The sequence below is a fragment of the Aliirhizobium cellulosilyticum genome (assembly GCF_014198105.1).
GTDB classification, from domain to species: domain Bacteria; phylum Pseudomonadota; class Alphaproteobacteria; order Rhizobiales; family Rhizobiaceae; genus Neorhizobium; species Neorhizobium cellulosilyticum.
In genome coordinates this window covers 1,417,324-1,429,383 of record NZ_JACIGW010000001.1, presented here as the reverse complement: position 1 = coordinate 1,429,383, position 12,060 = coordinate 1,417,324, and the positions used below count along the sequence as shown (strand labels likewise).

The window sequence follows — 12,060 nt, the reverse complement described above, 5'->3', positions numbered from 1 at the left end:
GTTTAAACCGCATCCAGAAACGGCGGGCTTTCCCGCCGTTTTTGTTTTCAAACGGTCTCAGCCGCACGCGGCAATATTTTATTCCTGGTGAAAGATGGCTCCCCAAGCAAAGCCTGAAACAGGCCGGCCTGTCGACTGGCTGATTTTCTCCCTCGTCCCGATTTTCTTTTCCAGCAACATGATCTTCGGTCGCGGCATTATCGGTGATGTCGCGCCCTATACAACGGCCTTCCTCCGCTGGGCCGGATCGACGGCAATCATGCTGCCCTTCATCTATTCCGACCGGCGCGCCAGCGCGCTTTTCGTGCGCAACCATTTCTGGCTCTGGTTGCTGCTCGGCGGTCTCGGCATGGGCATTTGCGGCGGCCTTGTCTACTGGTCGCTGACCTATACGAGTGCGGCCAACGGCACGCTGATCTATACGACCTCGCCGCTTTTCATCATTCTGTTTCAATGGATGTTCAGCGGCCGCAAGATCAGCGGCAGGGAACTGGCCGGCATGCTGGTCGCCTTTGCCGGGGTGATATCGATCGTATTGCGCGGCGATCCCGCAGCGCTTCTCAATCTCAGCTTCAATATCGGCGATCTCGGCATTCTCGTCGCCGCCATTTCCTTTGCCATATACTCGATACTGCTGAAGGACCCTGCCCTTCGGAACCTGTCACCCCTGGCGCTGTTCGGCATGATCGCGCTTTCGGGCGCGCTGGTTCTCCTGCCACCAAGCATCTGGGAGGTCTTGAATAATGGACCTGTGCCCGATTCGGCCTCGGACTGGTGGAAGATTGCCGGAATGGTCGTTTTCGCCTCGCTTGCTGCCTTCTTCTGCTTCCAGCATGTGGTGCGTGTATTCGGGCCCGCGACAGGCGGCATCACGCTCTATCTCATGCCTCCTGTTTCCATCGTCATGGCGATGTTTTTCCTTGGAGAACCTTTCGAGACTTATCATGCGCTCGGTATCGTGCTTGTATTGGGCGGCGTCGTACTTGCATCTCTCAAGAGCAGGAGACACATTAGGGAGTGAAACGCGGCATAGAGCACGGATAAACACCACATCTTGATGTTTGAACGCCTCGCCACCACATTATTCTGTGAAAGGACATCGCACCATGAAACAGAAAAACGCAAAATTCACGATTGGGGAGGTCGTCCGTCACAAAGTATTCCCGTTCCGTGGCGTCATATTCGACGTGGACCCGGAATTTGCGAATACTGAAGAGTGGTGGAATTCGATCCCGTCGGAAATCAGGCCTGCCAAAGACCAGCCGTTCTACCATCTGCTCGCCGAAAACGATGACACCGAATATGTCGCCTATGTTTCGGAACAGAATCTCGAGCATGACGAGAGCGAGCAGCCATTGCGCAATCCGCAGGTTTACCAGATCTTCGAACCGCGTGACGGTGGCCAGTTCAAGCCGAAGATGATCCTGGCTCACTGAACCTTCTGCAGCCTGAATAGAACAAAAGCCCGGCATGACCGGGCTTTTTTGATAGCCGCATATCGCAGCCAGCGGCAGGAAAACGGCTTGCCGCTTATGCGATTTACTGGCCGAAGATTTCCCGGCTAAGGAGCTTCCAGCTTTCCTCGTCGGTTGCCAGTAGCAGGCCGCCTTCAACATGGTGAGGGAGATAGGCGGAGCCATCCAGCCTGCGGATGTAACCGCCCGCTTCCGTACCAATCAATGTCCCTGCAAGGTGATCCCAGGGCATCAGCTTGTTATAGATTGCGAACTGGACGTGCCCGCCTGCAAAGGTGCGGTATTCATGGGCGGCGCAACGATAGCTGGCAAACAGGCGAACTTTGGCGAGATTGGCCAGAACCTTCTCACGCTCATGGCCGAAGAAATAACCGGCCGATGCCATTCCGATCATCTCGCCGAGCGGCTGGGGTGCTGCGACCGAAAGCTTTATCGCTTCGCCATCCGGGCGACGCAGGAAGGCGCCTGCCCCCTTTTCCGCCATGACCCAGTCGTCACCCATCGGATCATAGATGATGCCGGCAACCGTTTCACCCTTATAGACCACCGCCGCCATGACACCGAAGGCTGGAATGCCGGAAGCGAAATTGAAGGTGCCGTCGATCGGATCGACGACGACGGCCAGTTCCGCATCGGCCAGTTTTCCCAGCAGAGACGGATCAGCAGCAACGGATTCTTCGCCGACAAACAGCGCGCCCGGCACAACATTGTCGATTTCCCGGCGGATCATGCGTTCTGCCGCTTCGTCCGCCTCCGTCACCAGATCCGACGGTTCGCTCTTGGAGCGAATGTCATCGCCGCCCAAGCGACGGAATCGCGGCAATATTTCGGCTTTTGCGGCAGCTTTCAGGAGGTCAGCAAGCTTCAGGACGTCGAGCGGCAAAGTCATTTGAAATCCAATCTGCGTTTTAAGATGGCAAGATCAGTCGCCGGCCGAGGCCGACAGGCCGGTAAAGTCAAAAAGTTTCGGGTCGAGAAGGTGGGACGGGTTCACATGGGCAAGCGCGCGCAGCATCGTGTCCTTGCGGCCCGGCATGCGCGTCTCGATATCGGCAAGCATCTGCTTCATCGCATTGCGCTGCAAGCCATCCTGCGAGCCGCAAAGGTCGCAGGGGATGATCGGGAACTGCATCGCCGCCGAAAACTTCGCCAGATCGTCCTCGGCGCAATAGGCCAGAGGCCGCAGCACCATAAGGTCACCCTCGTCGTTCAAAAGCTTGGCCGGCATGCCGGCAAGACGGCCACCGTGAAAGAAGTTCATGAAAAAGGTTTCAAGAATGTCCTCGCGGTGATGACCAAGGACCAGAGCCTGACAGCCCTCCTCCCTCGCCACGCGGTAGAGATTGCCGCGGCGCAGCCTGGAACAGAGCGAACAATAGGTGGCGCCCGAAGGCACCTTTTCCTTCACGATCGAATAGGTATCGCGATATTCGATGCGATGTTTCACACCGATCGAGGTCAGATAATCCGGCAGAATGTGTTTGGGAAAATTCGGCTGTCCCTGATCGAGATTGCAGGCGATCAGTTCGACCGGCAACAGTCCACGCCACTGCAGATCGAGCAGAACGGCGAGCAGCGCATAACTGTCCTTGCCGCCGGACAACCCAACCAGCCAGCGCTGCTGATCCTTCAGCATGCCAAAATCTTCGAATGCCTGGCGAACCTGGCGCAGCAAGCGCTTACGCAGCTTGTTGAACGAAACCGAGTTCGGCGCATCGCGAAACAATGCAGGCGCAAGACCGGTTACGGCCTCGTCCATCTCGTCTTCGATGACAGCGTTCAATCCCATGGCAAACCTCATGCAAGACGGGCGGCCAGAAGCCGCCCGGTCGTTTCTTTCAATCAGGCGCCAAGTGCGGCCGCAACCGCCTCGATCGCCTCGTCTGCCTTGGCGCCATCCGGGCCACCAGCCTGGGCCATGTCCGGGCGACCACCGCCACCCTTGCCGCCGAGAGCGGCGGACGCGATGCGGACCAGATCGACTGCGCTGAACCGGCCAACCAGATCTTCGGTCACAGCGACAACCGCGCTTGCCTTGCCGTCTTCGGACACGCCGATCAGCGTGACGACGCCTGAACCGAGCGATGCCTTGCCTTCGTCGGCCAGGCCCTTCAGGTCCTTGGCGTCGATACCGGCCAGCACGCGGCCCATGAACTTGGTGCCGGCGATTTCGCGGGCATCCGAGCCAGTGCCGCCTTCACCTCCGCCCATGGCGAGACGACGCTTGGCATCGGCCAGTTCCTTTTCGAGCTTGCGGCGCTCCTCGAGTAGAGCCTCGACGCGAGACACGACGTCCGAAGGCTGAACCTTCAGCGCGCCGGCCAGAGTCTTCACACGATCGTCCTGTTCCGACAGATAGGCGCGGGCCGCTTCACCGGTTACGGCTTCGACACGGCGAACGCCGGCGCCGACGGCGCTTTCCGACAGAACGCGGACCAGACCGATATCGCCGGTCGCATTGACATGTGTGCCGCCGCAAAGCTCGATCGAATAAGGCTTGCCGGCCTTCGGTCCATCGATTGCCGTTCCCATGGAGACGACGCGAACTTCATCGCCGTATTTTTCGCCGAACAGCGCCATCGCGCCTTCGGTAATCGCGTCATCGACGCTCATCAGGCGGGTGGTGACCTTGGCATTTTGGATGATGATGGCATTGGCCATTTCTTCAACGCGCTGCAGTTCCTCCGCCGACATCGGCTTCGGATGCGATACGTCGAACCGCAGGCGCTCGGGCGCTACCAGCGAGCCCTTCTGGGCGACATGGGTGCCGAGCACTTCACGCAGCGCCTCATGTAGCAGATGGGTTGCCGAGTGGTTGGAGCGCAGGCGCGAACGGCGGGCGTGATCCACTGTCAGTATGACGGCGTCACCGACCTTCAGCTTGCCTTCCGAAACCTTGGCAATGTGAACAAACAGTCCCTCGCCCTTCTTCTGCGTGTCAGAAACAGCAACCTTGCCATTATCGCTGAAGATGACACCTGCATCGCCCATCTGACCACCGGATTCGCCGTAGAACGGCGTCTGGCTAACGACGATCTGGACGTCTTCGCCGGCAGCAGCGGTATCAACCGCCTTGCCGTCCCTGACGATCGCCTGGATTACACCTTCGGCCTTCTCGGTGTCGTAACCGAGGAATTCGGTAGCACCGTGCTTTTCCTTCAGCTCGAACCAGATCGTTTCGGTCGCCTTGTCGCCGGAGCCTGCCCAGTGCGACCGGGCTTCCGCCTTTTGGCGCTCCATTGCATCGGTAAAGCCGGCGATATCGACGCCGATTTCGCGGGCGCGCAATGCGTCCTGTGTCAGATCGAGCGGGAAGCCGTAGGTGTCGTAAAGCTTGAAAGCGGTCTCGCCGTCGAGCATGTCGCCCTTATCGAGATCGGTCGTCGCATCGGAAAGGAGCGTAAGGCCGCGCTCCAGCGTCTTGCGGAAGCGGGTTTCTTCCAGCTTCAGCGTTTCGGACGTGAGCGCCTCGGCACGAACCAGCTCCGGATAGGCGCGTCCCATTTCCTGGATGAGCGTCGGCAAGAGCTTGTACATGACCGGCTCCTTCGCACCCAGAAGCTGGGCGTGACGCATGGCGCGGCGCATAATGCGGCGAAGGACGTAACCGCGACCTTCATTCGACGGCAGGACACCATCGGCAATCAGGAAGGCTGAAGAGCGAAGATGATCGGCGATGACGCGGTGGCTGGCGCTACCTTCCGCCTTGACGCCCATGACATCCTCGATCGTGCCGATCAGGGTGCGGAACAGGTCAGTGTCGAAAACGCTTTGCTTGCCCTGCAGCACGCAGGCCATACGCTCGAGGCCCATGCCGGTATCGATCGACGGACGCGGCAACAACGAGCGCTCGCCCGGTGCGGTCTGCTCGAACTGCATGAAAACGAGGTTCCAGAATTCAAGGAAACGATCGCCATCCTCTTCCGGCGAACCGGGAGGACCGCCCCAGACGTTTTCGCCCTGGTCGATGAAGATTTCCGAGCACGGACCGCAGGGACCGGTATCGCCCATCTGCCAGAAATTGTCGGAGGTCGGGATGCGGATGATCTTGTCGTCGGAGAAACCGGCGATCTTCTTCCACAGGGTCGCAGCTTCCTCGTCCTCGGAATAGACGGTTACCAACAGCCGGTTCTTCGGCAGGTCAAAACCTTCGGTGACGAGCTTCCAGGCAAGCTCGATCGCATTCTCCTTGAAATAGTCGCCGAAGGAGAAGTTGCCGAGCATTTCGAAGAAGGTCAGGTGGCGGGCGGTATAACCGACATTGTCGAGGTCGTTGTGCTTGCCGCCGGCGCGCACGCATTTCTGTGAGGTGGTCGCGGTGGAATAAGGCCGCTTTTCAAGACCGGTGAAGACGTTCTTGAACTGCACCATGCCGGCATTGGTGAACATCAGCGTCGGGTCGTTGCGCGGAACGAGCGGGCTCGAATCCACAACCTCGTGGCCGTTCTTCTTAAAGTAGTCGAGGAAGGTCGACCGGATGTCATTCACGCCGCTCATGCTACGCCCTTTTCAACCGCCGATGCGGTACCAGTATTTGAAGTCAAAAGGCTTGTATCGTCCACATAAGCGACTGTCCAGCCGAACAGAAAACCGGCCGCACATCTTGCGATGGCGGCCGGTAAAAAGTGACATCAGGTAAACAGAAGAGGTGTCCTGCCTGCGGCGGAATGCCCCTCACCCAATCAAATCAGTCATCGGCGGATCCGTCACCGTCATTGGCGTCCGGACCACCGTTCTGCAGGAAACGATCTGCGATCAGGCCGGCATTCTGGCGCAGCGAAGTTTCGATCTCGCGCGCAAGTTCCGGATTTTCGCGCAGGAAGGTTTTGGCGTTTTCGCGCCCCTGGCCGAGACGCTGGCTGTTATAGGAGAACCAGGCGCCCGACTTCTCGACAATACCGGCCTTGACTCCAAGATCGACAAGTTCGCCGGTCTTCGAAACACCTTCGCCATACATAATGTCGAACTCGACCTGCTTGAAGGGAGGCGCCATCTTGTTCTTGACGACCTTGACGCGGGTCTGGTTGCCCACGACTTCCTCGCGCTCCTTCACCTGGCCGATACGACGGATATCGAGACGAACAGAGGCGTAGAATTTCAGGGCGTTACCGCCGGTCGTCGTTTCCGGCGAACCAAACATCACGCCGATCTTCATACGGATCTGGTTGATGAAGATCACCATCGTGTTCGACTTGGAGATCGACGCGGTCAGCTTGCGCAGCGCCTGGCTCATCAGACGAGCCTGAAGACCCGGCAGGCTGTCCCCCATCTCGCCTTCGATTTCGGCGCGCGGCGTCAGCGCCGCAACCGAGTCAACGACCAGAACATCGACAGCGCCGGAACGAACCAGTGTGTCGGTGATTTCCAAAGCCTGCTCACCGGTATCCGGCTGCGAAATCAGGAGGTTCTGCAGGTCGACACCGAGCTTGCGGGCATAGACCGGATCAAGCGCGTGTTCAGCATCGACGAAGGCGCAGATGCCGCCCTTCTTCTGGGCTTCTGCAATCGTCTGCAGCGCGAGTGTCGTCTTACCCGAACTTTCCGGGCCGTAAATTTCGATGATACGGCCCTTGGGGAGGCCGCCAATGCCGAGCGCAATATCGAGGCTGAGAGAGCCGGTAGAAACCGTCTCGATCTCGACGATATTTTCGTTCGAACCGAGCTTCATGATCGAGCCTTTGCCGAAGGATCGTTCAATCTGCGAGAGTGCTGCTTCGAGCGCCTTACTCTTGTCCACGCCTTTTTCCTCTACGAGCCGCAATGTGTTCTGTGCCATGAGATCCCACCTTTAGGTTATTGCCGCCGCGCAAGCAATGAAGCAGCCGATGGGATATTCGTACTCATTTTGTTCTCATTTTGCAAGCCCCGCCCAAGTGCCTGCAACAAAAACATTATTTCACCTTTGTTCCATTAATGTTCACGCCATCCTCCGGCTGTGGAAATATCGATTGGAATCAACAGCTTCGGCAACCGGATACCAAGGTCGATCCGCTCTCGGAAAGACCGTTGGGCACTATTCCGAATCAAGCATCTCGCGCACGGCGACAGCCAGTTGCTTGAGCGAAAACGGCTTCGGCAGAAAGCCGAATTTCGCATCCGCTGGCAGGTTGCGGGCAAAGGCGTCTTCCGCATATCCAGATACGAAGATGAACTTCAGGTCGGGATAGGTCTTGCGCAATTCGCCGAGCAGCGTCGGGCCGTCCATCTCGGGCATCACGACGTCGGACACCACGATATCCACCTTGCCTTCAAGCTCTTCCATGATGTCGAGCGCTTCAGTGCCTGAGCCGGCCTCGTGGACAGTGTAGCCACGTGTCTCCAGCATGCGCTTGCCGCCGCGACGGACTGCTTCCTCATCTTCTACAAGAAGAACGACGGCAGATTTTCCCGTCAAATCCACATGCTCGGCGGTGGCTGCTGCGGTCGTCTCGGCCTTCACAACATTATCAGTCACCCCTGCGATAGCGGCCGGCGCATGAGAGACCTGCTGAACTTCAGGGATATGGCGTGGCAGGAACATACGGAAGCTCGTTCCTTTGCCCATCTCCGATTCCGGATAGATATAGCCGCCGGACTGCTTGACGATGCCATAGACCATCGCCAGGCCGAGGCCTGTTCCCTTGCCCACTTCCTTGGTGGTGAAGAACGGTTCGAAGATCTTGTCCATGATTTCCGGCGCAATACCCGTGCCGCTGTCGGAGACCTCGATCATGACGAAATCTTCGGACGGCAGATCAGCCTGCTGGAAGCTTGCGGCATCGCTGGCCGTCACGTTGCGAGTTTTGATCAGAATGGTGCCGCCGCTGGGCATCGCATCGCGCGCGTTGACGCAGAGATTGATCAGTACCTGCTCGAACTGCGAGAGGTCCGTGCGCACCGGCCAGAGATCCCGACCATAGTCGACCTCCAGTTTGACATTGGTGCCGGAAATCAGGCGATCGACCAGCATGCGCAGGTCGCCCACCACATCGGTCAGGTTGAGCACAGCCGGGCGCATCGTCTGCTTGCGCGAGAAGGCCAGCAGCTGGCGCACCAGCACGGCCGCCCTGTTGGCGTTGCGCTTGATCTCCATCAGATCGGCAAAGCTGGCATCGGAAGGCCGCGCCTGCAACAGGAGGTGATCGGAAGACAGCAGGATCGCCGTCAGCACATTGTTGAAATCGTGCGCGATACCACCCGCCAGCGTGCCGACCGCATTCAGCTTCTGTGTCTGCGCCATCTGTGTTTCGAGCGCCTTCTGCTCGGTCGTCTCGACAGCATAGACGATCGCCACTTCCTCGGGTGCCTCGTCGCTTTCGTCGATCACCGCATTGACGTAAAAGCGCACATAGCGGTTTTCGTCACCCGGATGCCGCGATTCGAGCGGCAAGATATCGCCCTGCCTGTCCTTGGCAGCGGCAAGCGCCTCCATCAATGTTTCCCGGGCGCTCTCGTGGACGATGCGCTCCAGTTCTGCGGCACCGGCATCAACGTCGTCGCGAGACACGACGCCGGCGAAAAGCCTCAGGAACGGCGCATTGATGCGCAGTATCTTGCCATTCCCGTCCACCGAGGCGATCGCCATCGGCGTGTTGTTGAAAAACCGGGTAAATCGCATGGCGGAGGCGGACTGGTCGGTTTCCGTGCCTTTCGCCCGCATCAGAACGACAGTGCGGCTTTCGCCCGGCGCTCCATCGCGCATGGCGCTGACATTGTGAACCAGTTTCGCCGGAAGACTCTGACCGTTTGCGCGGCGAAGGTCGAGTTCCAGTGTTTCCGTGCGCTTCAGCCCGGGCGCTGCCTGCACGGATTGGATGAGAGCCATACCCTCACCTGCAACCAGATCCGAAATCCTCATGGATTGCGGCGTGAACTTGGTCAGGTCCAGCCCAAGCCACTCGGCAAGCGTCGCGTTCAGATAGAAGATCTCGCCCTTCCTGCCGGCAGAGAAGAACCCTACAGGCGCGTGATCGAGATAGTCGATCGCATTCTGCAATTCGCGGAAGAAGCGCTCCTGATCGTCCCGCTCCGAGGTGATGTCGGTTATTTCCCATATGTCGAGCGCGTTACGACCGCCCGTGCCGAGCAGACGGGCCTTGAGGCGATACCAGTGCGCATCCGAACCGTTGCCAGTCAGCCGGCCGAGCGGCTGCAACAAGCGAAATTCCTCGTGTCCCTCCCGCCCTTCGCGAAGGGCGGCCGTCAGGCGATAAAGAGCTTCGGTCGATTCGCGCGTTTTCGACAGCAGGGTTTCCAGCGATTGGACGTTGTGGCTGCCCGAAGCACCAGTCATCCGCCCATAGGCGGCGTTGGCATAAACAATCCGCCCCTTGGCATCGGTCACGACAATTCCATCGGGATGACTGGCCAGAAAGCTGCGGGCCAGTTCATCGGAGCGCGACTGCGGCATGACCTCGACAAGGCCGATCAGTGACGAAACGATGAAGAAGATTCCCACCATCGCCAGGATGCCCAGAATGCCGAGAACGACCTCGTTATCCAGCGCCCGCTGAAACACGATAAACGCGATGGCGACTCCCAGAAGCACCATCGCCAGAAGCACGATCCTGACAGCCGTACCACCGCGGCTGCCGCGATCAACCAATGGCGCTTCGTCGTTGCCGGCTTTCGGCGAACTGGTCATCGATACCTCTTGCTCCGATGCATGCACCGGCGTCACAAATGCACCCCGTGGCGCTTGCGATTCTCTCTTAGCAATTTGAAGATGAAGCAAAAAGCTCCTGAAAGCCACAAAAGGCGGGACAGCGCAGCACCCTGCCCTATGTGAGATGCGAATGAGACACATTTTAGCGTTGACGGGCAGGCCCGACACTTGCCTCGCGGGGCAAAAAATCGTCTGTGTCAGAAGCATAGATCGCATAAGGAGTTACATAAATGGTCGCAGAACTGTGGGGCGAATACGGTCGCAACCTCCTCGTGGCGGTCATTGGCGTAGGTTTGGCCCTTGTCTGCCTCGTCGGAATTCTGTGGATAGTGCGCGGACGCCGGGGGCCATCGCCTTTCGTGCGTGGCGGGCGCAACCGTCAACCGCGATTGCAGGTGCTCGACGCAGCCGCCGTCGATGCGCGACGTCGGCTGGTTCTTGTCAGACGTGACGATGTCGAACATCTGATCATGATCGGTGGACCGACCGACGTGGTCATCGAAAGCCGGATTGTCAGTTCAAGCCAAAGCGCCGAACCTTCGGAACAGGAAGTGCAGCCTGCTCCACGGTCAGCCATCCCTGTGTCCGCCACCGCAAGACCATCCGCAGCCGAGCCGGCAAGACGACCGGTCCCGGCCTCCGCTCAAAGGGTGGAAATGATCAACGCGCGTGACACCAATATTCACTCGCGAGAAAACCGAGGCGCAGTATCACCGCCGCAACCTGCCGCCACTGTCGCGGCAAACACCATTCCGGCGCAGCGCCTGGAGCCAGTTGCGGCAACTCCAACCGTCAATCCGGCTCGCATTGACAATTTGCCTTCTGAGCCGCGCGTGGAACCAAAGGCGTCCGCGCAGCCGTCGCTCGACGATGCCGCCCGTTTTCTTGACAGTCAGCGCGAGCGCGTATTTGTCGATCGCAATCCGCCAGCATCCGCTTCGGCACCTGCAGTACAGGCGATATCTCAGCCCGCCCCGGCTGCTGTTGCGAAGCCCACAGGCCTCGGAAGCGATTTCGAGAAAATTCTTGAAGAGGAAATGGCGCAGAACATGGCTGCCCGCGAACCATCCCTCGCCAATCGGTCAAATCGCCCGTCGCAGCCAGCAGGCTCGGCCATCGCCGTGCCGGTCGTCGCTGCGCCCGGCAACGTCTCGCGGGACGAGCCGTCGCTGCAAAGCGAGGTTGCCCGCATATTCGGTGAAATGTCCGCCAGCCGCGAAAAGTAACGGCGCTCACGAACAGTAAGATGCAAACAAAAAAGGCACGTCAAAACGTGCCTTTTTTGTTTTCTATACTGACCCGGCGAACATTATTCGTCGCGATAGACCTTTTCACGTCGCTCGTGACGCTCCTGCGCCTCGATCGACAACGTTGCGATGGGACGGGCGTCCAGTCGCTTCAGGCCGATCGGTTCGCCGGTTTCTTCGCAATAGCCATAAGTCCCATCATCGATACGCTGCATGGCGGCATCGATCTTGGATATAAGCTTGCGCTGCCGGTCACGAGCGCGCAATTCGATTGCACGGTCCGTTTCCGATGAAGCGCGGTCTGCGAGGTCCGGATGGTTTGCACTCTCCTCAGCCAAGTGCCCGAGCGTTTCTCGCGCCTCTCTGAGGATGTCATTCTTCCATGCGATCAGTTTGGCCCTGAAGTATGCCTTCTGATTTGCATTCATGAACTCTTCGTTTTCCGAGAGCACATAGTTACTAAGATCGATCTTCTCACTCAACGCGATTCTCCTGAAGAACATCTCATGAGGCCCCTATACTCCATTAACCAGTCCTCATTCAAGCCTTTCGCCCAGATTTGCAGCAGTTTTAAATTTGTCACAAAATTCGGCTAAGTGACTAATTTTTATGCTTTTCCCATAATCGCATGGGTAGCCGGCTTCAAAACACCTCAACCGGCGGCACATGATCCGGTTGACCAATCGACCAAAGC

9 protein-coding genes are annotated in these 12,060 nt (G+C 58.5%); 3 read left to right on the top strand and 6 right to left on the bottom strand.

Features of this window, described 5'->3' with window-relative positions; all coding sequences use genetic code 11:
- Positions 1-94: 94 nt before the first annotated feature.
- Together GGE33_RS06705 and hspQ are read left to right on the top strand one after the other, a co-directional pair.
- Positions 95-1,021, top strand: coding sequence for a DMT family transporter (locus GGE33_RS06705; RefSeq protein WP_148144350.1), 927 nt, complete (start codon positions 95-97; stop codon positions 1,019-1,021).
- An 85-nt stretch (positions 1,022-1,106) separates the two neighbouring features.
- A complete protein-coding gene (hspQ, locus tag GGE33_RS06700; RefSeq protein ID WP_148144349.1) occupies positions 1,107-1,436 on the top strand; it encodes a heat shock protein HspQ in 330 nt (109 codons plus the stop codon).
- Between the two features lie 103 nt (positions 1,437-1,539).
- On the opposite strand, the gene GGE33_RS06695 is transcribed toward hspQ, so the two are convergent.
- The 5 genes from GGE33_RS06695 to cckA all read right to left on the bottom strand — a co-directional run bounded on the left by GGE33_RS06695 (position 1,540) and on the right by cckA (position 10,098).
- Positions 1,540-2,364 (bottom strand): inositol monophosphatase family protein, encoded by an 825-nt coding sequence (locus tag GGE33_RS06695; protein WP_183821667.1) that lies wholly within the window; start codon positions 2,362-2,364, stop codon positions 1,540-1,542.
- 33 nt (positions 2,365-2,397) lie between these two features.
- Positions 2,398-3,264, bottom strand: a complete 867-nt coding sequence (gene ttcA, locus GGE33_RS06690) for a tRNA 2-thiocytidine(32) synthetase TtcA (RefSeq protein ID WP_183821666.1) — start codon at positions 3,262-3,264, stop codon at positions 2,398-2,400.
- Positions 3,265-3,317: 53 nt separating this feature from the next.
- Positions 3,318-5,972 carry an alanine--tRNA ligase gene (gene alaS, locus GGE33_RS06685; RefSeq protein ID WP_183821665.1) on the bottom strand — a complete coding sequence of 885 codons (2,655 nt, stop codon included), beginning with the start codon at positions 5,970-5,972 and terminating at the stop codon, positions 3,318-3,320.
- 190 nt (positions 5,973-6,162) lie between these two features.
- Positions 6,163-7,251, bottom strand: a complete 1,089-nt coding sequence (recA, locus tag GGE33_RS06680; protein WP_183821664.1) for a recombinase RecA — start codon at positions 7,249-7,251, stop codon at positions 6,163-6,165.
- Between the two features lie 237 nt (positions 7,252-7,488).
- Positions 7,489-10,098 carry a cell cycle histidine kinase CckA gene (gene cckA, locus GGE33_RS06675; RefSeq protein ID WP_183821663.1) on the bottom strand — a complete coding sequence of 870 codons (2,610 nt, stop codon included), beginning with the start codon at positions 10,096-10,098 and terminating at the stop codon, positions 7,489-7,491.
- A gap of 251 nt (positions 10,099-10,349) precedes the next feature.
- Here cckA and GGE33_RS06670 point away from each other — a divergent pair, with 251 nt between their 5' ends.
- A complete protein-coding gene (locus GGE33_RS06670; protein ID WP_183821662.1) occupies positions 10,350-11,345 on the top strand; it encodes a flagellar biosynthetic protein FliO in 996 nt (331 codons plus the stop codon).
- 83 nt (positions 11,346-11,428) lie between these two features.
- Here the strand turns inward: GGE33_RS06670 and dksA are convergent, their stop codons facing one another.
- On the bottom strand, positions 11,429-11,848 hold the full coding sequence (gene dksA / locus GGE33_RS06665) for an RNA polymerase-binding protein DksA (protein WP_148144342.1): 420 nt from the start codon (positions 11,846-11,848) through the stop codon (positions 11,429-11,431).
- Positions 11,849-12,060 lie beyond the last annotated feature (212 nt).

What these genes read in the sequence shown, in the direction of transcription:
- ttcA (WP_183821666.1), bottom strand. Translation starts at nt 3,264, where the DNA reads ATGGGATTGAACGCTGTCATCGAAGACGAGATGGACGAGGCCGTAACC.
- GGE33_RS06705 (WP_148144350.1), top strand. Translation starts at nt 95, where the DNA reads ATGGCTCCCCAAGCAAAGCCTGAAACAGGCCGGCCTGTCGACTGGCTG.
- GGE33_RS06695 (WP_183821667.1), bottom strand. Translation starts at nt 2,364, where the DNA reads ATGACTTTGCCGCTCGACGTCCTGAAGCTTGCTGACCTCCTGAAAGCT.
- GGE33_RS06670 (WP_183821662.1), top strand. Translation starts at nt 10,350, where the DNA reads ATGGTCGCAGAACTGTGGGGCGAATACGGTCGCAACCTCCTCGTGGCG.
- recA (WP_183821664.1), bottom strand. Translation starts at nt 7,251, where the DNA reads ATGGCACAGAACACATTGCGGCTCGTAGAGGAAAAAGGCGTGGACAAG.
- hspQ (WP_148144349.1), top strand. Translation starts at nt 1,107, where the DNA reads ATGAAACAGAAAAACGCAAAATTCACGATTGGGGAGGTCGTCCGTCAC.
- cckA (WP_183821663.1), bottom strand. Translation starts at nt 10,098, where the DNA reads ATGACCAGTTCGCCGAAAGCCGGCAACGACGAAGCGCCATTGGTTGAT.
- alaS (WP_183821665.1), bottom strand. Translation starts at nt 5,972, where the DNA reads ATGAGCGGCGTGAATGACATCCGGTCGACCTTCCTCGACTACTTTAAG.